The sequence below is a fragment of the Flavobacterium limnophilum genome, from assembly GCF_027111315.2.
Taxonomy (GTDB): domain Bacteria; phylum Bacteroidota; class Bacteroidia; order Flavobacteriales; family Flavobacteriaceae; genus Flavobacterium; species Flavobacterium limnophilum.
Map to the genome: position 1 here is coordinate 3,796,286 of NZ_CP114289.2, position 21,391 is coordinate 3,817,676.

Annotated in this window: 22 protein-coding genes and 1 tRNA gene; 12 read left to right on the forward strand and 11 right to left on the reverse strand. The window is 33.2% G+C overall.

All coding sequences use genetic code 11. The features are described from left to right. Nucleotides 1-72: 72 nt before the first annotated feature. A complete protein-coding gene (gene gltX, locus OZP13_RS15730; RefSeq protein WP_281297788.1) occupies nucleotides 73-1,578 on the forward strand; it encodes a glutamate--tRNA ligase in 1,506 nt (501 codons plus the stop codon). Nucleotides 1,579-1,611: 33 nt separating this feature from the next. On the opposite strand, the gene OZP13_RS15735 is transcribed toward gltX, so the two are convergent. Further along, nucleotides 1,612-2,250 carry an outer membrane beta-barrel protein gene (locus tag OZP13_RS15735; protein WP_269241067.1) on the reverse strand — a complete coding sequence of 213 codons (639 nt, stop codon included), beginning with the start codon at nucleotides 2,248-2,250 and terminating at the stop codon, nucleotides 1,612-1,614. A gap of 79 nt (nucleotides 2,251-2,329) precedes the next feature. Between OZP13_RS15735 and OZP13_RS15740 the strand changes: the two genes are divergently transcribed. After that, a complete protein-coding gene (locus OZP13_RS15740; protein WP_269241068.1) occupies nucleotides 2,330-3,307 on the forward strand; it encodes an SPFH domain-containing protein in 978 nt (325 codons plus the stop codon). Nucleotides 3,308-3,336: 29 nt separating this feature from the next. Here OZP13_RS15740 and OZP13_RS15745 read toward each other — a convergent pair whose 3' ends face one another. From OZP13_RS15745 to OZP13_RS15760, 4 genes are all read right to left on the reverse strand, one after another. Next, the gene (locus tag OZP13_RS15745; protein ID WP_269241069.1) at nucleotides 3,337-3,591 is read right to left on the reverse strand and encodes a DUF6327 family protein; all 255 of its coding nucleotides are present in this window, start codon (nucleotides 3,589-3,591) and stop codon (nucleotides 3,337-3,339) included. 3 nt (nucleotides 3,592-3,594) lie between these two features. After that, nucleotides 3,595-3,945 (reverse strand): phage holin family protein, encoded by a 351-nt coding sequence (locus OZP13_RS15750; protein WP_281297789.1) that lies wholly within the window; start codon nucleotides 3,943-3,945, stop codon nucleotides 3,595-3,597. Between the two features lie 11 nt (nucleotides 3,946-3,956). Then, nucleotides 3,957-4,313: a YtxH domain-containing protein gene (locus tag OZP13_RS15755; RefSeq protein ID WP_269241071.1), complete on the reverse strand. Its 357-nt coding sequence runs from the start codon at nucleotides 4,311-4,313 to the stop codon at nucleotides 3,957-3,959. A gap of 283 nt (nucleotides 4,314-4,596) precedes the next feature. Continuing rightward, entirely contained in the window at nucleotides 4,597-6,717 is a 2,121-nt protein-coding gene (locus OZP13_RS15760; RefSeq protein WP_281297790.1) for a glutamine--tRNA ligase/YqeY domain fusion protein, read from the reverse strand. 110 nt (nucleotides 6,718-6,827) lie between these two features. Between OZP13_RS15760 and OZP13_RS15765 the strand changes: the two genes are divergently transcribed. The 4 genes from OZP13_RS15765 to OZP13_RS15780 all read left to right on the forward strand — a co-directional run bounded on the left by OZP13_RS15765 (nucleotide 6,828) and on the right by OZP13_RS15780 (nucleotide 7,860). Next, nucleotides 6,828-7,052: a hypothetical protein gene (locus tag OZP13_RS15765; protein WP_269241072.1), complete on the forward strand. Its 225-nt coding sequence runs from the start codon at nucleotides 6,828-6,830 to the stop codon at nucleotides 7,050-7,052. Further along, on the forward strand, nucleotides 7,045-7,344 hold the full coding sequence (locus OZP13_RS15770; RefSeq protein WP_269241073.1) for a type II toxin-antitoxin system RelE/ParE family toxin: 300 nt from the start codon (nucleotides 7,045-7,047) through the stop codon (nucleotides 7,342-7,344). The genes OZP13_RS15765 and OZP13_RS15770 overlap by 8 nt, the downstream gene beginning before the upstream one ends. Before the next feature lie 2 nt (nucleotides 7,345-7,346). After that, nucleotides 7,347-7,706: a dihydroneopterin aldolase gene (folB, locus tag OZP13_RS15775; RefSeq protein WP_269241074.1), complete on the forward strand. Its 360-nt coding sequence runs from the start codon at nucleotides 7,347-7,349 to the stop codon at nucleotides 7,704-7,706. A gap of 83 nt (nucleotides 7,707-7,789) precedes the next feature. Continuing rightward, nucleotides 7,790-7,860 (forward strand) — tRNA-Cys (locus OZP13_RS15780). Between the two features lie 64 nt (nucleotides 7,861-7,924). Here the strand turns inward: OZP13_RS15780 and OZP13_RS15785 are convergent. The 5 genes from OZP13_RS15785 to OZP13_RS15805 form a co-directional block, all read right to left on the reverse strand. Beyond that, nucleotides 7,925-8,227, reverse strand: coding sequence for a hypothetical protein (locus OZP13_RS15785; RefSeq protein ID WP_281297791.1), 303 nt, complete (start codon nucleotides 8,225-8,227; stop codon nucleotides 7,925-7,927). Between the two features lie 19 nt (nucleotides 8,228-8,246). Beyond that, nucleotides 8,247-8,924 (reverse strand): LysE family translocator, encoded by a 678-nt coding sequence (locus OZP13_RS15790; protein WP_281297792.1) that lies wholly within the window; start codon nucleotides 8,922-8,924, stop codon nucleotides 8,247-8,249. Between the two features lie 76 nt (nucleotides 8,925-9,000). Next, nucleotides 9,001-9,669 carry a head GIN domain-containing protein gene (locus OZP13_RS15795; protein ID WP_269241076.1) on the reverse strand — a complete coding sequence of 223 codons (669 nt, stop codon included), beginning with the start codon at nucleotides 9,667-9,669 and terminating at the stop codon, nucleotides 9,001-9,003. Between the two features lie 12 nt (nucleotides 9,670-9,681). Next, nucleotides 9,682-11,862 (reverse strand): ribonuclease R, encoded by a 2,181-nt coding sequence (rnr, locus tag OZP13_RS15800; protein WP_281297793.1) that lies wholly within the window; start codon nucleotides 11,860-11,862, stop codon nucleotides 9,682-9,684. 119 nt (nucleotides 11,863-11,981) lie between these two features. Then, a complete protein-coding gene (locus OZP13_RS15805) occupies nucleotides 11,982-13,253 on the reverse strand; it encodes a T9SS type A sorting domain-containing protein (RefSeq protein ID WP_269241078.1) in 1,272 nt (423 codons plus the stop codon). Nucleotides 13,254-13,391: 138 nt separating this feature from the next. Here OZP13_RS15805 and OZP13_RS15810 point away from each other — a divergent pair, with 138 nt between their 5' ends. The 5 genes from OZP13_RS15810 to OZP13_RS15830 all read left to right on the forward strand — a co-directional run bounded on the left by OZP13_RS15810 (nucleotide 13,392) and on the right by OZP13_RS15830 (nucleotide 19,616). Beyond that, nucleotides 13,392-13,625, forward strand: a complete 234-nt coding sequence (locus tag OZP13_RS15810; protein WP_281297794.1) for a DUF2007 domain-containing protein — start codon at nucleotides 13,392-13,394, stop codon at nucleotides 13,623-13,625. A 641-nt stretch (nucleotides 13,626-14,266) separates the two neighbouring features. Beyond that, complete coding sequence (rpiB, locus tag OZP13_RS15815) at nucleotides 14,267-14,695, forward strand: ribose 5-phosphate isomerase B (protein ID WP_281297795.1); 429 nt, start codon at nucleotides 14,267-14,269, stop codon at nucleotides 14,693-14,695. Between the two features lie 6 nt (nucleotides 14,696-14,701). After that, a complete protein-coding gene (locus OZP13_RS15820; RefSeq protein WP_281297796.1) occupies nucleotides 14,702-15,622 on the forward strand; it encodes a cation diffusion facilitator family transporter in 921 nt (306 codons plus the stop codon). Between the two features lie 227 nt (nucleotides 15,623-15,849). Then, on the forward strand, nucleotides 15,850-17,712 hold the full coding sequence (locus tag OZP13_RS15825; RefSeq protein ID WP_269241080.1) for a DUF3858 domain-containing protein: 1,863 nt from the start codon (nucleotides 15,850-15,852) through the stop codon (nucleotides 17,710-17,712). Next, a complete protein-coding gene (locus OZP13_RS15830) occupies nucleotides 17,712-19,616 on the forward strand; it encodes a DUF3858 domain-containing protein (protein ID WP_281297797.1) in 1,905 nt (634 codons plus the stop codon). Before OZP13_RS15825 ends, OZP13_RS15830 begins: the two co-directional genes overlap by 1 nt. 63 nt (nucleotides 19,617-19,679) lie before the next feature. Here OZP13_RS15830 and OZP13_RS15835 read toward each other — a convergent pair whose 3' ends face one another. Then, the gene (locus OZP13_RS15835) at nucleotides 19,680-19,943 is read right to left on the reverse strand and encodes a DUF1294 domain-containing protein (protein ID WP_269243726.1); all 264 of its coding nucleotides are present in this window, start codon (nucleotides 19,941-19,943) and stop codon (nucleotides 19,680-19,682) included. Nucleotides 19,944-20,059: 116 nt separating this feature from the next. On the opposite strand from OZP13_RS15835, the gene OZP13_RS15840 reads away from it, so the two are divergent. Then, the gene (locus OZP13_RS15840; RefSeq protein ID WP_281297798.1) at nucleotides 20,060-21,358 is read left to right on the forward strand and encodes a Fic family protein; all 1,299 of its coding nucleotides are present in this window, start codon (nucleotides 20,060-20,062) and stop codon (nucleotides 21,356-21,358) included. Nucleotides 21,359-21,391: the final 33 nt, after the last annotated feature.

Genomic DNA, 21,391 nt, shown 5'->3' on the forward strand with positions numbered 1-21,391 from the left:
TTGTCCAAAAACTTCCAACTTCTAACTTCTGACTTCCAACTTCTAATTATCTTTGCAAAAAAAAAAACAGAAATGTCAAAGCAAGTTCGAGTGCGTTTTGCACCAAGTCCAACGGGACCTTTACATATTGGCGGAGTGCGTACTGCCCTATTCAATTATTTGTTTGCCAAAAAAAACAACGGCGTTTTCTTTCTTCGAATTGAAGACACGGATCAAAATCGTTTTGTACCCGGTGCCGAAGAATATATTATGGAATCCTTGGAATGGTTGGGAATTGCACCAGATGAAACCATTGGAAAAAATGAAAAATTTGGACCTTACAAACAATCTGAAAGGAAACATTTGTACAAGCAATATGCAGATGAATTAATCAATTCCGGAAATGCATATTATGCTTTTGACACTGCCGAGGCTTTGGATTTCCATCGAAAACAACACGAAGAGCAAGGAAAGACTTTTATTTACAACCATCATAATCGCGAGAAATTAGACACATCTTTGGTGATTTCTGCCGAAGAAACTGCCAAAAGAATTGCTGCAGGTGAAGATTATGTAATCCGTTTTAAAACTCCGGTTGACGAAACTTTGCATCTGCAAGACATCATTCGTGGTGACGTAAAATTTGAAACCAATCTTTTAGACGATAAAGTGTTGTTTAAAAGTGATGGAATGCCAACCTATCATTTGGCGAATATTGTCGATGATCATTTAATGGAAACTACACACGTAATTCGCGGTGAAGAATGGTTGCCATCAATGCCGTTGCACGTTTTGTTATATCGAGCCTTTGGTTGGGAAGCACCGGAATTTGCTCATTTACCATTGATTTTGAAACCTGTCGGAAACGGAAAATTATCCAAACGTGACGGCGATAAATTAGGTTTCCCTGTATTTCCGTTGGAATGGAAAACGGAAGAAGGCATTTCTTCTGGTTACAGAGAGAAAGGATTTTTTCCTGAAACAGTAATCAACTTCCTGGCTCTATTGGGATGGAATGACGGAACCGAACAAGAATTATTTTCTTTGGAAGAATTGGTACAAAAATTTGATTTGAGTAGAGTTCATAAAGCAGGAGCTAAATTCGACCCAGAGAAAAACAAATGGTTCAACCACCAATATTTGATAAAAAAGAATGATGTAGAATTAGCGAAAAGCTTCGCTCCTATCATTGCTGAAAAAGGTATTTCTGTTTCTGAAAATGTATTGGAAAAAATAGTTTCTTTAATAAAAGAACGCGCGAATTTCGTTTCAGAATTTTGGGATTTGAGTGATTTCTTTTTTGTGCCTCCAACATCTTATGACGAGAAAGCAAAGAAAAACTGGAAAGAGGAAACGCCGGCCTTAATGCAAGAATTGATTTCAGTTCTTGGAGAAATAACCGATTTTACTTCTGTAAATATCGAAACCATCGTAAAAGACTGGATGACAAAAAACGAAATTGGAATGGGAAAAGTAATGCAGCCGTTTCGATTGAGTTTGGTTGGCGCTTTGAAAGGCCCACATTTATTTGACATCGTGGAACTCATTGGAAAAGAAGAAACAATTAAGAGAATTGAAAAAGCGATAACTACTATATAAAACTAAAAAGTCCCGATCAAATCGGGACTTTTTTTATAAATAAACAATCAAATTTCCATTCAATATACCTGGATTTCCTTTAAAATTATAACCTAAATTTTGGTTGTTTAAATTTCCAAGCATATTGTTTACACCATATTGATAAGAAACATTCAACCGAACGTGACGAACACCGGCGGTAATTCCTATTACTGGATAAAAATTAAATTGTGAAATAGCCACAATGTCTTTGGCCAACAAAGTTATTCCAGAAATGATATTGTTTTCTTGATCCTGATCCACTTTCAGTTTTCCATTAATTTGAACTAAAGGACCAAACTCCAAACTCAAATGATTTTCGACAATTTTATAACTGAATAGTAAAGATATTTGGGCAGAAGATAATTTATAATTGGTGTCTTCCGATATAAAACCACTTTTTGTTGCAACTGAAAAATTGTTTTCACTGAACTGCATTGCATAAACCATATCCCAATCATTATAGAAATTTCCTCTCATCGAAAGTCCGCCATTCCAACCCGTTCCTGGTTTGGTTTGGAAATTATTGGTATTTAAAGTAAATTGATTAACACCAAAAAAAATACCTATCCTGTTGGAATCCCTGTATTCGTATTGAGCAAAACCAAACATTGAAATTAAAACAAAAACTGCAGTGAAATATAATCTTTTCATAAAACTGAAATTAAATAAAGACAAACCTAAAGTTTTTTTGTAATTTAACACTGATTTTTTAACTTAAATTATACTTTTTATGAACCCAACATTAATTATTATTATTGTATTTGGATTATTTATTTTTCTGTCTTCTTTTTTTACCGTCAAACAACAAACCGCGATCATCATTGAGCGTTTTGGAAAGTTTTTAAGTATCAGACAGTCTGGATTACAACTCAAAATTCCTTTGATTGACAGAATTGCAGGTCGTGTCAATCTTAAAATCCAACAATTGGACGTTATTATCGAAACCAAGACTAAAGATAACGTATTTGTAAAACTTAAAGTATCAGTCCAATTTATGGTGGTAAAAGAAACCGTTTATGATGCTTTCTACAAACTGGAATATCCACACGACCAAATCACTTCTTATGTATTTGACGTAGTTCGTGCCGAAGTTCCAAAACTAAAATTGGACGATGTTTTCGAAAGAAAAGACGATATTGCGATTGCCGTAAAAAGAGAGTTGAACGAAGCAATGACCACTTATGGTTACACAATTATCAACACATTGGTCACCGATATTGATCCAGATATTCAGGTGAAAAATGCCATGAATAGAATCAATGCTGCCGACAGGGAAAAAACCGTTGCTGAATTTGAAGCAGAAGCCTCAAGAATTAGAATCGTGGCCAAAGCCAAAGCAGAAGCGGAAAGCAAACGTTTACAAGGACAAGGAATAGCTGACCAAAGACGCGAAATTGCTCGTGGATTGGTCGAAAGTGTGGATGTTTTAAACAAAGTGGGTATCAATTCGCAAGAAGCTTCAGCCTTGATTGTGGTGACGCAACATTACGATACTTTGCAAGCCATTGGTGCAGACACCAATTCCAATTTGATATTGTTGCCTAATTCTCCGCAAGCCGGAAGCGATATGTTGAACAATATGGTGGCTTCATTTTCTGCTTCCAACCAAGTGGGAGAAATGATGAAAAAAACCAAAAGAACGAAACCAAAAACAGAAAATCATTCTTCAGAATATCAAGCTCCTGAAGAACCTGAAACTGGGGTTTAACTTTAGTATAATTTCAATAAAAAAGAGGCTTAATCGCCTCTTTTTCTTTTTGTTAACCTATTAATCAGCAACGGAATCGCTATGTTGAGTATCATTCCCGAGGAGTTTGATAAAATCGATTTATAATCTCCCAAGAAACTCTTTATTATATTCTTGGGCAACAGGCTTTCTTTTGTCTTTTCAACATCCAAAATTATTTTCTGAAGGTTTAATTCTCTTTCCAATTTCAGAATTTCCAGTTCCAACTCTATTTCTGCGTAGGACGAATATTTTTTTGGTTCCATAATTTAGTCGTTAAAAAAGATTTCTGAAAATTTCTCCAATATTGGCCCTTCAACAACTTTATCCTTGATTAAAAATAAAAGCCCGGTCAAGACAAGATAAATTCCGCCAACGATTAGAAATCCCAACGCATAACTATCCAACGCTTGTCCGATGGCAAAAGCTCCCGCAACTGAACAAAAGAATAAAACCATCGTCAACGACATTGCAATCAATGCAAATTTCAACATCATCGTGGTTGATTTCATTGCCACCTTGAAACCCCATAGCTTATAATAAGCTACGCTGTTTTCAATGTAGTCTTTCGCTTGTTTTTGAATGTCTTCGGTATGTTCTTTTAGTTCTTCGAAAGCCATAAATGAGTTGTTTAAGAATTTTCCTTTTGGGCAGCCATCTGTTTTTTCTGAAGCTTGGCATTTTGTTCTTTCAAATCGGCCAACTTTGTTTCCAAGAAAGAAATGACGTCTTCGGTTTTATGGCTCATGTTTGAAACCAAATCTTCATAGGTTTCTTCCAAGTCATATTTTGCTCCCGAAAATTTATTTCTCAGTTGATGAGATGCTTCTTCAAATTTATGTTTTAAATTGTCTTTGGCATCATCAAAACCATCTTTTATTTTTTCCCTGGTTTTTGAACCTTTATCCGGAGCAAATAAAATTCCTACTCCTGCTCCAATCGCTGCACCCAACAAAAGTGCCAATGCTGAATTTGTGTTATTTGACATCGTTTCTATAGTTAAATTAATAATATCCTAAATTTACAACATTTATTAACACCGTACTGTTAACAAGCCGTTAAAATGGCTTCAATTCTTATTAAAACTCAAAATAAGCCGTTTTGTTTTCAGAACTTTTCGGTAATGATAAAATGCTTGCAAAACTTAAAAAAACGCCTTAAAATCAATTTATGAGAGCCGTTTTTGATTGTTAAAATTGATATTATTTCAATAATCCATCATAAAAACAAATAATAAAAAAAAGCGCTTATAAAAGCGCTTTCGATAGTTTTTATTTATTTAAAATTTGTTCGATAAATTCCGTTTCTCTTTCGGTTCTATTTTTTGGAGGATTAGATTTTAATTTCAAAATTTCTTCTTTGAAGGAATTTACAAAATCCAAATCGTATTCTAAATTGAGTAAATTCAAAAGTGCTCTCGAACGAACAAATGTTGATTCACTTCGCAAAGACATCAAATACAATTTGGTTAAATCTTCTTTATCAAAATCAGTAAATTTCAAACTGGAATATTTCAAAATAAATTGGGCAAACAACAAAGACGTTTTATTGTTGTTGATATTCTTCTTGAAAGAATTTTGTAATAAACTATAATTGGCAATTCCGGCCAAGGTCTCTCCTATTGCTTTTCTAATGACAATTCGTTCTTCTCTTGTGGCAACTTTGAAATATTTATTGATTTCTTTCAACGCATTATTGATGCTGTTTTCCTCTTTTTTTCCTTTTTCTTCCCAAGCATCTTTGAGTCCAACGGTTTTGTTAAACACTAATTTAGAATCAGTTGAATCTTTATCCACATTGAAATAACCCAAACGTTGGAACTGAAATTTATCTCCAGATTTCACTGTAGAAAGACTCGGTTCAACGAATCCTTTAATGATTTGCAAAGAATTTGGATTCATAAAATCCAGGAAATCTTTTTCTTTGTGACTGTCTGGTGCTTCATCTATAAAAAGTCGGTCATACAAACGAACTTCAGCTTCAACAGCGTGTTTGATAGAAACCCAATGCAAGGTTCCAGCCACTTTTCTTTTAGAAGCTTCACTCCCACTTCCGCTCAAAGAATCTGTGTCGTAAGTAACGTGAATTTCGGTAATATTTCCTTCTGTATCTTTTACAACAGATTCTCCTTTAATGATATAAGCATTTTTCAAACGCACTTCATTTCCTAAAGACAAACGGAAAAATTTGGCTGGAGCCACTTCCAAAAAGTCTTCTCTTTCGATGTATAATTCTTTGGAAAAAGGTACTTTTCTGAAACCTGCTGCTTCGTCTTCTTGATTGTTTTCGGCATCCAAAAGTTCTTCTTTTCCGTCAGGATAATTGGTAATAACGACTTTTACTGGATCTAAAACTGCCATTACTCTTGGAGCAGTTTTGTTCAAATCTTCACGCAAACAAAACTCCAAAAGCGAAACATCAATTATATTTTCACGCTTGGCAACACCTATTATATCACAGAATTTTCGAATGGAAGCTGGTGTGTAACCTCTTCTTCTTAATCCTGAAATCGTTGGCATTCTTGGATCATCCCAACCGTTTACTATATTTTCTTGAACCAATTGCAATAATTTTCGCTTGCTCATTACGGTGTAATTCAAGTTCAAACGAGCGAATTCATATTGGTGGGGTTTTACCTTTTTATCATCATAAATTTGGTCCAAAAACCAATTGTATAATTCTCTGTGCATCACAAATTCCAAAGTACAAATGGAATGTGAAATTTGTTCTATATAATCACTTTCTCCGTGTGCATAATCATACATTGGATAGATTTTCCAATCATTTCCGGTTCTGTGATGATGACGGTGCAACACTCTGTACATCAAAGGATCACGCATCAGCATATTGGTCGAAGCCATATCAATTTTGGCACGCAAAACGTGACTTCCTTCCGGAAAATCGCCATTTTTCATTCCTTCGAACAAAGCCAAATTCTCTTCAACCGAACGATTTCTGTAAGGTCCATCAACTCCTGGTTGCGTAGGTGTTCCTTTTTGAGCCGCCATATCTTCAGAAGATTGACTGTCAACATAAGCTTTTCCGTTCTTAATCATTACAATTGCCCAATCGTACAACTGCTGAAAATAATCGGAAGCGTAACGTTCTTCGGCCCAATTGAAGCCCAACCATTGCAAATCTTCCTTGATGGCATCAACATATTCCTGCTCTTCTTTGGCTGGATTGGTATCGTCAAAACGTAAATTGACTGGTGCATCGTACTTTAGACCCAAACCAAAATTCAAACAAATGGATTTGGCGTGACCAATGTGTAAATACCCATTAGGTTCTGGGGGAAAACGGAATCGTAATTTATCCTGGGGAAAACCGCTTGCTAAGCTGTCTTCTATAATTTGTTCTATAAAATGAAGGGATTTTTCTTCGGTTGACATAATTTTGTAAATTGAAATGCAAATGTAAAAAATTAGATGCAGATAATAGGCTTGAAGATAATAGACTTTCAATTAAATTTATTCCTATTTTTGTATAAATATTGAAAGTTATGAGACGATTAACTATTACAATCCCAGATGATTTTTACGAAAAATTGATGTCTTTTTTAGCACCAGAACCAGAAGTTATGGTTGAAGAAAAAAACACGAATGAGATTCCTTTATGGCAACAAGAAATGGTTTTAGAACGTATGAAAAACGCTAAACCAGAGGATTACAGAAGTTGGGAAGATGTAAAGAAAGATTTGGATAAAAAATGGAATTTCAATGGATAAATATGTCATTGAAATACTTTTTTGGGCTGAACAAGATTTGAATGAAATAGGAATTTATTATAAAAATTTATCTAATGAATTAGGAGATAAATTTTATAATGAAGTCAGAAAAGTAATTGAATCTTTGAAAGTAAATCCTTTTCATCAAACTGATTTCGGTGATATAAGAAAAATACCTGTGCAAAAATTTCCTTATAAAGTATTTTTCAAAGTAGATGAAGAAAATAAAATTGTTTATATTGAAGCAATAATTAGCGACTATTTATTACCTTTTTTGGCTAAAATTAAATAAAAATGGGAATTATAAAACTAAAGAATATCCGAACTTACTCTTATCACGGTTGTTTAATCGAAGAAGGAAAAATTGGTTCTGATTATTCGGTTGACTTGGAAGTAAAAACCGATTTACGTAAATCGGCACTCTCCGATAATCTGGAAGATACGGTGGATTATGTGCTTTTGAACCGCATTGTCGAGGAAGAAATGGCTATCAGATCACAACTTTTGGAACACGTTGCCCACCGAATTATCAAAAGAATTTTCGACGAAGTCGCTTCCATTTCGAGAATTACACTAGGGGTTTCAAAATTAAATCCTCCTATTGGCGGTGATGTTGAAGCAGTTACCATAGAAATGGAGGAATATCGAAATTAAGATAATTATGAATTTTTAAATCTTTGTAATTATTGCTTTCCTTTTTTAACTTTTTTAGTATATTTGCACACCAATAAATAATTGGCGTCGTGGCCGAGCGGCTAGGCTGGGCTCTGCAAAAGCTCCTACTCCGGTTCGAATCCGGACGATGCCTCTAAAACCTTCAAGGAAACTTGAGGGTTTTTTTGTGGCTAATTATTTGTCTAAATGTCATAATTTTAATGTGCAGGTCTATGAACAGATCCTACAACAAAAATTACAACAGCTAAATAAGCTATTGCCAACATAAAAAAACAATACCAGTTTTTTTGTTTATTTTTATAAAAATCAAAAATAAAGACACCTAATGAAATAATAGTAAAGATTATTGGACTATAAAATAGAATCAATTCACCAAAGAAATATGGAAAATCAACTATAAACCAACCGCCCTGTTTTCCAAAAAAAAGGAAATACATAAAAAATATTAGATTTAATATTCCTAAAAATGTTACTGTTTTTTCTATTGAAATTAATTTCATTCTTTCTTATTTTAAACAATTACTCATCAATCCTTTCCAAAGCATCTTTCAACTTCTCTTTTTCGTTTGGAAACCAACCCTGAACAATTAAAGCGATTCCAAAAATCATCAAAACAATACTTATTATTTTCTTTATTTTAAGAATATTGGTTGGTGTCATTTTTGTTTTCAACTGCTTGGCCAATACAATTTTGATGCAATCAACCAGTAAATAAGAGAGAATTACGGTCGTGAAAAAAGTCAACATTCGGGAGTTTTGCATTTCTAATTTTGGTCCCACCGAAATAATTACGGCCAACCAAAATCCCAATACTCCAATGTTGATAATGTTCAGGAAAAAACCTTTTATAAATAGACCCAAGTAATCTTTCCTGATGATTTCGTTGTCAATTTTTTTGGTATCAATCTTCCTTTCTTTGTGTAATCCTATATACGAAATGACGCCATAAGCCAGCATCAATATCCCGCCAAACATAAACAGCGCCGAGTTATCTTTTAAACTGGTTATCAATCTATAACTTCCCAAATAGGCAATGGTTATAAAAAGAATATCACCTAAAACAACTCCCAAATCAAATACCAATGCAGCCCTAAATCCTTTTATAATACTGGTTTCCAATAATATAAAAAAAACAGGGCCAATCATAAAACTTAAAAAAATTCCCCAAGGAATTCCAGATAAAATATCATTTAACATTAAAAAAAACTTTAAAAATTTGATGTATTTATTGAATTATAAAAAATTCCCCGAAAGAAATTTTCGGGGAATTTAGTTATTTTTCAGTTATTTTTCCACCTGCAAGAGCCTGTTGTTTTATTTGTTTTGGTTTGCCGTAAATGGTTATGGAACCGCCGGCATTTACTTTGGCATCGACAAGAGTTGTGGCGTTTATTTCGGCATTTCCTCCCGCAGAAATATTGATTGTGGTTTGCGAAGTTACCAAATCTTTGGCTTTTAAAATACCTCCTGAATGGATGGAAACCTTTTGAGTGACCGCTTTACCCATTAAACTAATTATTCCGCCTGAATAAGCCTTAATTGATGCGTTTTCAACGTCAAGATCGGCTTCTATGTGAGCGCCTTCTTGGGTAGATAAATCCATTGAAATTTGTTTGAAAATAGTATTGCAATATATATTGCTTCCTTCGTTGGCATCTATGCTTTCTAGTTTTTTGAAGTATAAAGTTACTTTCAGGTCTTTATTGTCTTCTAATATTTTGGTTAAATAAATCCTGATTTTTAACAAGCCATTTTTATTTACTGTTTCGACGTTGCTTTGGTTTGTTCCGTTAATCTCTATTTTATTTTCATTAGAGGGAACTAAAGTTACATTCAATTGGTCAAACACTTTTAACTCGTCAAAATCAGCCAATTTAATTGATGTTTGACCAAAATTTAATTGTGTTGCCAACACGAATAGCATTAAAATTATCTTTTTCATTTTTTTTAAAATTTAATCGTTTCTTCTTATAAAATTAAAATCCAATTGTTTTTTAACCAAATCGGCATTTTTAACTTTAACGTAAATCTCGTCTCCTAATTGCAACAAAGCTTTTGTGGTGGCACCAACCAAGGCATATTGTTTTTCGTCGAAAGTGTAATAATCGTCTTTTATTTCACGAATTCGAACCATTCCTTCACATTTATTTTCGATAATTTCAACGAAAATTCCCCATTCGGTAACACCAGAAATTACGCCCAAGAATTCTTGATCGTTGTGATTCTGCATGTATTTTACCTGCATATATTTGATGGAATCACGCTCGGCATTGGATGCCAAACCTTCCATGGTGGAAGAATGCAAACATTTTGCTTCGTATTTTTCTTCATCTACAGATTTTCCTCCGTCTAGATAATGTTGTAATAATCGATGTACCATAACATCAGGATAACGACGAATTGGCGAAGTAAAATGGCTGTAATAATCAAAAGCCAATCCATAATGTCCAATATTGTCCGTGGAATATTTGGCTTTGCTCATTGTTCTAATAGCCAATGTGTCAATTAAATTCTGCTCTTTTTTTCCATTAACATCGGCCATTAATTGATTCAATGATTTTGAAATATCACCTTTATTCCTAAAATCTATTTTGTAACCGAATTTTGCAATCACGGTTTGCATAGCTATTAATTTGTCTTCATTCGGTTCGTCGTGAATACGATAAATGAAGGTTTTCTTTTGTTTTCCAATGTATTCCGCCACTTTTCTATTGGCCAAAAGCATGAATTCTTCAATCAAATGATTGGCATCTTTTGAAATCTTGAAATAAACGCCTTCCGGTTCGCCTTCGTTGTCCAAATTGAATTTTACTTCCACTTTGTCGAATGAAATAGCGCCATCATTCATTCTATTTCTACGTAAAATCTTGGCTAATTTGTCTAGTTTTAAAGTTGCAGCAACAATTTCTTTTGAAACTTGGTGGGATTTTCCTGTGATTGATATTTCATCTGGAATGATATCGCCCTGGGTTTCTATGATATGTTGGGTTTCTTCATACGAAAATCGTTGATCCGAAAAAATCACCGTTCTTCCAAACCATTGATTAACCACTTGTGATTTTTCGGTGATTTCGAATATGGCCGAGAATGTATATTTTTCTTCTCTTGGTCTCAACGAACAAGCAAAATTTGACAAAACTTCTGGCAACATTGGCACTACTCTATCCACTAAATATACCGAAGTGGCGCGTTGATATGCTTCTTCATCCAGAATGGTTCCTTCTTGAAGATAGTAGGAAACGTCGGCAATATGAACTCCAATTTCGTAATTTCCATTCTCCAATTTTTTGAAAGAAAGGGCATCATCAAAATCTTTGGCATCTTTTGGATCGATCGTAAACGTCAATGTATCGCGCATATCGCGACGATTTGCAATTTCGCTGTCATTTATCGTCGTGTCAATTTTTTGGGCATAAACCTCTACTTCTACCGGAAATTCGGCCGGTAAACCATATTCAGCCAAGATGGCGTGAATTTCGGTATCGTGTTCTCCAGGTTTACCTAAAACTTTTATTACGGTTCCAAATGGACTATCGGCTCTTTTGGGCCAATCTTCGATATGAACTAAAACGACATCGCCTTGTTCGGCATCACCTAATTTGTCTTTTGGAATAAAAATATCGGTGTACATTTTGGGATTGGCAGTCGAAACAAAAGCAAAATTCTTCTGGATATCAATTACACCCACAAAATCAGTTTTGGCTCTTTCGACTACTTCAATTACTTCACCTTCAGGTCTTCTACCTTTTCGACGGTTGTAAACATAAACTTTTACAGTGTCTTTGTCTAAAGCCCGGTTTAAATTATTGGTCGGTATAAAGACATCTTCTTCCAATTCAGGACAAACAAAATAAGCGGTTTTTCTTCCCGTCATATCGATTGTTCCTTCGTAATAATCTTGGCTAATAGCTTTGACTAAATATTTTCCTGGTTCGGTTTCGATTATCTTTTTTGAGGAAGCTAGAATCTTTAAATCTCGAATGATTTCGTTTCTGCTTTTGGTATCATCTTTTTCTAAAATAGCGGCTATTTGCTTGTAGTTAAATGCTTTATTCGCATTTTGAGCTAGTATTTTTAAAATATTTTCAGAGAAATCTTTCTCTTTTTTTACTGGTTTTTTCAGTTTTTTACTCATATAATCTTTTCTTAAAGGCTTAAAATTACAAAATTGTATTCAGTAATCCTTTAATAACTATAATAAAACAAAAAAGGTCTGCAAAATGCAAACCTTTTTATGTTAGAAAACAAAATTTATTAATTTAGGATAACTTTTTGAGTTACTTTTTTATCTTTATTAAAAACCGTTACAAAATAAACTCCTTTTTTAAAATTTTCTACATTGATAGTAATTAGGGTAGCTTCTATTTTTTTAGATAAAATTGTTTTTCCTAAAACATCAGATATTTTTAATTGTGCATCAGAACTTATTTCATCTAACTGAATATTTAAAACACTCGCAGTTGGATTTGGATAAATAGTAAATTTTTCAATTTTTTTAGTATCGTTTACTCCCAAATTACTAATAATAATTTTTCTAATTTTATTATTTGAGCTATCTGCTATATATATACTACCATCAACACTAATACTAATACCCCAAGGACGACTAAATTTTGCTACAGTACCTGTTCCATCAATATAACCAGATGTGGAACCGGCAAAAGTAGTCACAACTCCTGCTGAAGTAATTTTTCTAATCCTGTTATTTCCATAATCTCCAACATAAAAATTTCCAGTAGCATCAATACAAATACCATAAGGAGCATAAAATTTTGCTGCAGTTCCTGTACCATCTGCAAAACCTAAAGAAGAACCAGCAAAAGTAGTTACAACACCTGCAGATGTAATTTTTCTGATTTTATTATTACCTGTGTCAGCAACATAAACATTACCATTACTATCTGTACAAATAGCTCCAGGTTGTGAAAATCTAGCTGATGTGCCTGTACCATCTGCATAACCATCTGTAGAACCTGCTAAAGTACTTACAATTCCTGCCGAAGTAACTAATCGTATTTTATGATTTTGACTGTCAGCAACATAAATATTATTATTAGAGTCAATGCAAATACCACCTAGGTTATAAAATCGCGCTTCCGTTGCAGTTCCATCTACATAACCTGATAAATGTGCACCGACAAAAGTAGTTACTACTCCCGCCGGGGTAATTTTTCTGATTTTAGTATTATCAGACACATAAATATTATCATTTTTATCAATACAAATTCCATAAACCAAACCAAATCTAGCAGCAGTTCCTGTAGCATCAACATAACCTGAAGTAGAACCTGCAAAAGTAGTCACAGCTCCAGATGGAGTAATTTTTCTTATTGAAAAATTATCCGAATCTGCGACAAAAACATTACCATTTGAATCGGTACAAACACCAAGTGGATTTGAAAATTGAGCAGCAGCTCCTGTTCCATCGGTAAAACCAGAAGTAGAACCGGCTAAAGTACTTATATTCTGGGCTTGAATATAACTAAAACAAAATACTGCTATTAATAATAGATAATTTTTCTTCATTTTAATAATTTATATAAGTTAATTTTTAATTAATGGGTTCAAATTTAAACATATAATGCATACTTAATAAACTTTTTAAAAAATATTCTTATTAATTTATGAAAATATATCTTTCGTATCTTTACAAAAAAACGCATAATGGAAAGTTTTCAAACGATAGCTATTTTTAATTTTCCGCATGAAATTGTGGTACTTAGACATATTCTGGATCAGGAAGAAATACGTTTTTTTTTCGAAAACGAATACATCATATCAATTGATCCTTTTGCAAGTTTTGCATACGGCGGAATCAAACTCAAAATTCATCCCAACGATTTTGAAAAGGTTCAAAGGATTTTGGATGAATTAAATAATAATTTGAAAATCGTTTAAAATTTCAAAGTTGTCAACATATATTTAAAATAACAAAAAGAAAAAGGAAATTAAATTAATTTTTTAATGGTTATTATAGTGTGTTAATAGTTGCAATAACTTTATTTTTAAAAGGCTTATTTTGTAGTTATGTGTTATTATGTTGACTTATTAACATAGTTATGGCAAACTAAATCATTCATTTTAAAGACATTTTAAAAAGCTGTCAACAGTTGTTGATAATTGAATATTTATGAAATTTGTAAATAAGTTGTTTTTAAAATTTTGTTAACAATAACGTTTTTTCTATCAATAACTTTTCTAAAAATTGACCAAACTAAATTAGGTTTTTCCATCTCGGTTTTGGATTACGATTTTATTTCACACCAACAAGAAATAGTTCTAATTTTCTATCCAAAGTTATAAACATTTAATGTTAATTTAAGGTTAACTGATTATCAACGATTTAAGAAACACTATTAACATTACAAAAATTTAACATTTAAATTACTCAGGAAACTTTTTTTTTTGTGAATTACTGGTAATGTTCTTCTTCATTAAAACACAGTCTATTAATACTATGACTGTTATATATTTAAAGGAATATATTAAAAAAATAAGCAATTCTTTCCCTAAATTTGCCGAACAAAATTCAATTTATTATGAAAATCTCCATAGGAAACGACCACGCAGGACCGGAATATAAAAAAGCCATTGTTCAATATTTAGAATCAAAAGGACACCAAGTAACTAATTATGGAACCGATACAGATGCTTCTGTTGATTATCCTGATTTTGGTCATCCCGTTGCGACAGATGTTTCTGAAGGAAAAGCTGATTTTGGAATCGTGATTTGCGGAAGCGGAAACGGAATTGCCATGACGGTAAATAAATATCCAAAAGTTAGAGCAGGACTTTGTTGGATGAAAGAAATCGCCATCTTGACGCGTCAACACAACAATGCCAATATTATAAGTATTCCAGCTCGTTACACTTCAATTCCTCAAGTCATAGAAATGGTGGATGCTTTCTTGAACACCGAATTCGAAGGAGGAAGACATCAAACTAGAGTAGATAAAATTAGCTGTTAATATATTTTGGAACACCATCACGGCCATAATCACGGCCACCACCATCATCAAGTAGAAGGTAAAAACTTGCTATTTTCGATTATTTTAAATATTGTTATTACGGTAGCGCAGGTTATTGGCGGAATTCTTTCGGGAAGTTTGGCTTTGCTATCAGATGCATTACACAATTTTTCCGATGTTCTTTCTCTGGTTTTTAGTTTTGTTGCTAATAAATTGGCCAAAAAAGAAGCGTCTGTCAATCAAACTTTTGGTTATAAAAGAGCCGAACTTATTGCCGCTTTTGTCAATGCAATGACTTTGATCATTGTGGCTTTGTTTTTGGTTTATGGCGCCATCGAACGGTTTTTCAATCCTCAAGAAATAAAGTCTGGGTTGGTAATTTGGCTTTCTATTTTAGGAATTCTTGCCAATGGTTTGTCGGTACTGTTATTAAAAAACGATGCCGATAAAAACTTGAACATGAAATCGGCTTATTTGCATTTGTTTACCGATATGTTGGCTTCGGTAGCCGTTTTGGTTGGCGGATTGTTGATGAAATATTTTCAATGGTTTTGGGTTGACAGCTTATTGACATTGCTTATTGCCATCTATTTGCTAATAGTTGGATTTAATTTATTAAAAGAATCCACCCAAATGTTGATGCTTTTTACGCCAACGCATATCGACATCAAAGAAATTATTAGCGAAGTACATAAAATAGAAGGTGCGGATAAATTGCACCACATTCACGTTTGGTATCTCAACGAGGAAGAATTGCATCTCGAAGCGCATCTCGATTGCTCCGAAGACATAAAAATGTCTGAATTCAACGAAATACTGCATAAAATCGAGCACATTTTATTCGATAAATTTCAAATCAATCACATCAATATTCAACCGGAATACAATAGGGAAGAAGTTTCCAAGGATTTTATTGTTCAGGATTAGATTTTATAAAAATCGGGTGCTTTGCACCAAAAATGGTATAAGCCCGGTCGAAAAACCGGGTTTTTTTGTATTCATTCGATTAACGTTTTTTTTATTTGAATTGGCAAAGCTGTTTAAAGTAGGATTACTTAGGTTTTCTAGTTTTAGAAATCCTGCTAAAAAAAATAATTCATGACACAACGAATAAAGTAAGAATTATTTTTATTTTTACCTCAAATTAATATCGAATGAAAAAATATCTTGTATTGTTTTTGTTTTCTTTTCAATTGTATTCCCAGGAAAAATCAAAAATAGTTTACAGCAACGAAACAGTAGTCATTAATTCCGGCAAAACTTTGGAAATAGAAACTTTTACAAATGAAAGCAGGGCTATTTCCAAAAGCAAAAACACCGAGGAATATTCTATTCGAATTCCATTTGACAGTTTTAGCGAAATTTCAAACATAAAAGGATCGACTTATGTCGCCAAAACGGATAAAAAAGTGGATTTGAGTTCTTATTCCATAGGAACGTTCGATGCCGAATATGAGAACATTTACAAGAGCGACAACAAATACAAATACTTTGTGATGCCAAAGGTGGAGGACAATTCCACAATTGAATTCTCGTATAAAAGCAAACTCAAAGAACCTCGTTTTTTATCCAGCTTTCGGTTTCAAAATCCCATAAAAACAGAAACTGCAAAACTCCAAATTAGATGCCAATCCTCCACGGAAATTGGATACAAGTTATTCGGAAATCACCAAGACAAAATAGTTTTCACGAAAACTAGGGAAGGAAATCTGGACGTTTACACCTGGGAAGCCAAAGACATTCCCGAATTTGAAGGAGAAGAAAATATGCCGAGCTCTCTCTATTTTATGCCACACCTTATTTACTACATCAAAAGTTATGAAATAGCGGGCAAAAAAGAGGAATTGTTGGGAACGCCTGAAAAATTGTACCAATGGTATTATTCGCTCGTAAAAGACATCAACAAAACCGATCAAACGGCATTGAAAGACAAAACGTTGGAGTTGATAAAAGATAAAAAAACCGACTTTGAAAAAGCAAAGGCAATTTACCAATGGGTGCAGCAAAATGTACATTATGTGGCTTTTGAAGACGGAATGGGAGGTTTTGTTCCCAGGGAAGCTTCGGATATTTTTCAAAAATTATATGGAGATTGCAAGGATATGGCCAATCTTTTGAACCAAATGTTGCTATATGCCCAGTTGGACTCCCATCTCACTTGGATTGGAACTCGCCACAAGCCTTATACTTACGAAGATGTACCAACACCACAAGTGGACAACCACATGATTACCAATGTTGTTATTGACGGTAAAAGTTATTTCTTGGATGCCACCGATAAGTTTTGCCCGTTTTTGTTTCCTTCGGCTTTTATTCAAGGCAAAGAAGCTTTGATAGGCAAAAACGAAAAGGATTTTAAAATTGAAGTCGTTCCAGAAGTAGATTTCAAAAAGAATGCAACCACTATCGTAATGAAATTGAATCTCGAAAACAATCAAATTGTGGGAGAGGCAACGGCAACGGTTTCCGGATTGCCGAAAAGTTATTTGTTAAATACTCTTTCCGCCTACAACCAAAAAGGGAATGAAATTTGGAAAAACATCCTTACGGAAAACAACCAAAAAATCCAGTTGGAGATTCAAGAATTGCAAAAAAACGACTATCAAGAACTGCCTTCAAAGGCAAATTTCAAATTGAAATTGGAAAATGGCGTCAAAGATGTCAATGGCAAATTGTTGTTGAAACCACTGTTGCTTTTCCCTTTAAAAGAAAGCTTGATTGACACAGAAAAGAGGAAATATGCTATCGAAAATGACTTTGCCCATTTTTACGAAATTAAATACGAATATCAATTGCCCATAGATTATAAAGTGGAATTTTTGCCCGAAAATGCCAAAATGGAAAACGAACTGGGAAGTTTCGACATTCAATACAAAGTTCTGGACAAAACGATTATAGTAACCCAAAAAATAGAATCGAAAAAATTACTGTTGGAAACCAAAGATTTTACCCTTTGGAATTCATTCATAAAAACCTTGACCAAACAATACAACCAATCCATAATTCTGTCCAAATAATGAAAAAAATCGCCCTGATTCTCGTCATTTTATTGTCGTTTCAAAGTTATTCCCAAGAAATAAAAAGTTATACCTGGGACGAAAAACCAACCTTCAAAGAGATTCCTGAAGAATACAAAAACCAACCCGCAGTGGTTTTGTTAGACAAACGTTGGATTCACACACGAGTAGGAGGTTATGCCTTCGCAACTTTTGGAATGAACCACTTTGCCATAAAAATCAACAAAGCCGAAGAAATCAATAAATACAACAAAATCAAAGCCCAAGACAACGGATATATTAGAGACGTTCGTGATTTTCACGCTAGAGTTATAAAACCTAATGGCGAAATAAAAATATTGCCGCAAGAAAAAATTATCGAAACAACGGAGGATAAAGTAAAATCGATTGTTTTTGAAGGAGTAGAAGCAGGAGATATTTTGGAGTATTATTTTATCATAAAAGAAAACCCAATGTCCTATGGCGTTGAAGTTTTCCAGAAAGAAATTCCAGTATTATTTGCCGAATTTACGCACACTCAAGAAGGAGTAAAATTTGAAACTTTTGCCTCGTCGGAGTTTCAAAAAAGTGGTTCCAACAGTAAAACCATATTAACTGCAAGCAATATTCCGCCTTATAAAGAAGAACAGAATGCTCGAAACATAAAGAATTTAGTCAAGTTAATTTATATGGTCTCGACTTCAGGAATGGATATTTATAATTGGAGTACTTTTTTACCAAAATATCTTTCTAAGCCGTCTTTTCAATATTTTAAGAAAAACCAAGCGAGAGAATTTATCCAAAATTTAAATATTGGAACCGAATCAACAGAGGAAAAATTAATCAAAATCGATGAATACATAAAAACTAATTTCGATTTTATTGGCAAAGGAGAAACCGCCCAAAAAGTCACTAATTTAAACAGCGGAAAACAAAAATTAACTGGTGGTGATGTTTTCGACTTGTATGGATTTACACTCAAAGAATTAAAAATTCCTTATAAAGTGGTAGTTGGAATGTCGCGTTTCAATGGAGAGGTTGATACAGAAAAATTTGTTGTACCGCTTTCTCACGAATTTATGTATTACATTATTGAAACTGAAAAATTCTTTTCCCCTTATGAGAAATATTTGTGTTATGGTTATCCAATGTATGAAGTGCAAGGTTCAAAAGGCAGAACATATTACCCTGCCATTAAAGAGAATTATGAAATAACATTTCCAATTGCTCCGGCTGAATTTACAGTAAACGAATCGCAAAGCACCGTTTCGCTTTCAGAAGATTTGGCCACGGCAACCATCGATAAAACGTATTCACATACAGGATATGACGGTCAGTTGTACAGGAATTGGGTGAAATACATCAAAGAAAACGAAGACGAGAAAAAACTCGCGGAATACATCCAGAAAAGGATGTTTGGAGATGATTTTGATGTAAAAATAAGCAACTATGAAATCGAAAACCAAGAGTTCAAATACAATTATACCAACACGCCATATACCATAAAAGTAAAGGCTGAAGCCAAAGAATCCTTAACCGAAAATGCCGGAAATCTGGTGCTGGTAAACCTCGGAAAAATGATTGGGAAACAAGCCAATTTATACCAAGAAACAGAAAGAAAATGGGATGTGGATTTAAATTATGCCAAAACATTCAAACACAAAATAATTTTTGACATTCCAAAAGGGTACGAGGTCGAAAGTTTCAAAGATTTGGTAATTGACAAGAAAATGGGCGGAGACGAAAGCAAAAATTGTTCTTTCAAATCCACCGCAAAAGTCGAAGGGAATCAATTGATTGTAGAGGTTTTCGAGATTTATAAATCCATAAATTACCCAAAAGAAACCTATCAGGAATATAGAAACGTAATCAACGCTTCTTCGGATTTTACCAAAGCATCGGTGGTGTTGAGACCGAAGAAATAAGTCACTAGATATTTTATGGCACATTAACAAAAATGGCGGGATTTTACCAGAATCTCGTCATTTTTACTTGTATAAATAAAACCAGCCTATCAAAATTTGCACAATTACAATCAGCCAAAATTTTAAAAGATAGCTTTTTTTGGCTGTTTTATGTCTAAAAATAAGCATTCCTAATCCCGAACCAATCGTTCCTCCAAAGAGAACAAAAGTTAACAAGATCCGCTCCGAAATTCTTTGTTTCTGGGTTTTTGCCAAATGTTTGTCATACCCTATTAGTATAAAAGCGATTCCATTTAAAATCAAAAAATAGTAGAATAAAATATCCATTTCACGCAAATTAAGTTTCAAAGATATTATTTTAGTTCAAAGAAAATAATTTAGTAAATAATGCGAGATTTTGAGATAATCTCGCATTATTTACTAAATTAGCCAAAAAAACTTTTATGATGGAGTCGCCACCAGCATTTAAATATGATGAACAAGTTTATGCTTTGTTTACTAAATTACGTGATAATGGAGAGTTGAAGGAAATAAATGATGCGTATTTATATTGGGATAAAATAAAATATAGAGCCAAGATTGCTAGTCCTCAAGAATATTGGAACGCCATAAAAATTGGAAGAGCCATAAATGCTCAAACAATAAATTTTGGAAACACAGAATTTCAGTTTGTTACAACCGATTATATCCAACAGTTACTGCATTATTGTGATTTGAATATTGGAGGTAATCTAGGAAGTAATGTAGGAATTGCCGAGACTGATAAAACAAAGTTTATGATAAGCTCTATTATGGAAGAAGCGATTTCGAGTAGTCAGATGGAAGGCGCCAACACAACTCGAAAAAAAGCAAAAGAAATGATTCAGAAAGAGTTGAAGCCTAAAAGTAAGTCTGAACAAATGATTATGAATAATTTTGTTACAATGAAACATATTGTGCAACATAAATCAGATGATTTAACTCCAGAAAAGCTACTATATATTCATAATTTGATTTCATATAACACGTTAGAAAACAAACAAGAAGAAGGGGTTTTTAGAGAAAATGACGATGTTTATGTTGTAAATTATTCTAATAGTGAAGTAGTTCATACTCCACCAAATCATCAAGAAATAGAAGGTTTGATTAATGAATTATGTGATTTTTTTAATAATGAACAAAAAGTATTCATACATCCAATCATAAAAGGAATTATAATCCATTTTATGATTGGGTGGATTCATCCATTTAGTGATGGAAATGGTCGAACAGCTAGAGTTCTTTTTTATTGGTATATGCTAAAAAAAGGCTATTGGTTAACAGAATATCTTACCATTTCAACGATTATTAAAGACACAAAAAATCAATATGAGAAAGCATTTTTATACACCGAAATAGATCAAAATGATGTAACCTATTTTATTACCTATCATTTAAAAACTATGGAAAAAGCTTTCATTAGTTTGAAAGAATACATTGGTAGAAAACAAAAAGAGGTAGTTCAAGCTGCAAAATTTATTAAAATTCCAAACGTAAACGATAGACAAGCCCAAATATTAAAAATTTTAAATGAAGACCCAGATAGAGTTTTTAGTAGTAAAGAAATTGAAAATAGATTTAGTGTCTCAAATTTTACTGCAAGAATGGATTTAAATAATCTTGAAAGTTTAGGATTTTTAGAAAAGATTCAAGTTAATAAAATCAAACATAATTTTATTAGGTCCAAAAACTTCAACAAAATAATAAAATCATATAAGTTGTAAATAATGCGAGATTTTGCAATATTCTCGCATTAT

Excerpts from the sequence above, each read along its gene's own strand:
- rpiB (WP_281297795.1), top strand. The coding sequence starts at position 14,267 with ATGAAAATCTCCATAGGAAACGACCACGCAGGACCGGAATATAAAAAA.
- OZP13_RS15785 (WP_281297791.1), bottom strand. The coding sequence starts at position 8,227 with ATGAAATTAATTTCAATAGAAAAAACAGTAACATTTTTAGGAATATTA.
- OZP13_RS15830 (WP_281297797.1), top strand. The coding sequence starts at position 17,712 with ATGAAAAAAATCGCCCTGATTCTCGTCATTTTATTGTCGTTTCAAAGT.
- OZP13_RS15805 (WP_269241078.1), bottom strand. The coding sequence starts at position 13,253 with ATGAAGAAAAATTATCTATTATTAATAGCAGTATTTTGTTTTAGTTAT.
- OZP13_RS15835 (WP_269243726.1), bottom strand. The coding sequence starts at position 19,943 with ATGGATATTTTATTCTACTATTTTTTGATTTTAAATGGAATCGCTTTT.
- OZP13_RS15760 (WP_281297790.1), bottom strand. The coding sequence starts at position 6,717 with ATGTCAACCGAAGAAAAATCCCTTCATTTTATAGAACAAATTATAGAA.
- OZP13_RS15735 (WP_269241067.1), bottom strand. The coding sequence starts at position 2,250 with ATGAAAAGATTATATTTCACTGCAGTTTTTGTTTTAATTTCAATGTTT.
- OZP13_RS15825 (WP_269241080.1), top strand. The coding sequence starts at position 15,850 with ATGAAAAAATATCTTGTATTGTTTTTGTTTTCTTTTCAATTGTATTCC.
- OZP13_RS15740 (WP_269241068.1), top strand. The coding sequence starts at position 2,330 with ATGAACCCAACATTAATTATTATTATTGTATTTGGATTATTTATTTTT.
- OZP13_RS15840 (WP_281297798.1), top strand. The coding sequence starts at position 20,060 with ATGATGGAGTCGCCACCAGCATTTAAATATGATGAACAAGTTTATGCT.
- rnr (WP_281297793.1), bottom strand. The coding sequence starts at position 11,862 with ATGAGTAAAAAACTGAAAAAACCAGTAAAAAAAGAGAAAGATTTCTCT.
- OZP13_RS15790 (WP_281297792.1), bottom strand. The coding sequence starts at position 8,924 with ATGTTAAATGATATTTTATCTGGAATTCCTTGGGGAATTTTTTTAAGT.
- OZP13_RS15795 (WP_269241076.1), bottom strand. The coding sequence starts at position 9,669 with ATGAAAAAGATAATTTTAATGCTATTCGTGTTGGCAACACAATTAAAT.
- OZP13_RS15810 (WP_281297794.1), top strand. The coding sequence starts at position 13,392 with ATGGAAAGTTTTCAAACGATAGCTATTTTTAATTTTCCGCATGAAATT.
- OZP13_RS15770 (WP_269241073.1), top strand. The coding sequence starts at position 7,045 with ATGGATAAATATGTCATTGAAATACTTTTTTGGGCTGAACAAGATTTG.
- OZP13_RS15755 (WP_269241071.1), bottom strand. The coding sequence starts at position 4,313 with ATGTCAAATAACACAAATTCAGCATTGGCACTTTTGTTGGGTGCAGCG.
- OZP13_RS15750 (WP_281297789.1), bottom strand. The coding sequence starts at position 3,945 with ATGGCTTTCGAAGAACTAAAAGAACATACCGAAGACATTCAAAAACAA.
- OZP13_RS15745 (WP_269241069.1), bottom strand. The coding sequence starts at position 3,591 with ATGGAACCAAAAAAATATTCGTCCTACGCAGAAATAGAGTTGGAACTG.
- folB (WP_269241074.1), top strand. The coding sequence starts at position 7,347 with ATGGGAATTATAAAACTAAAGAATATCCGAACTTACTCTTATCACGGT.
- gltX (WP_281297788.1), top strand. The coding sequence starts at position 73 with ATGTCAAAGCAAGTTCGAGTGCGTTTTGCACCAAGTCCAACGGGACCT.
- OZP13_RS15765 (WP_269241072.1), top strand. The coding sequence starts at position 6,828 with ATGAGACGATTAACTATTACAATCCCAGATGATTTTTACGAAAAATTG.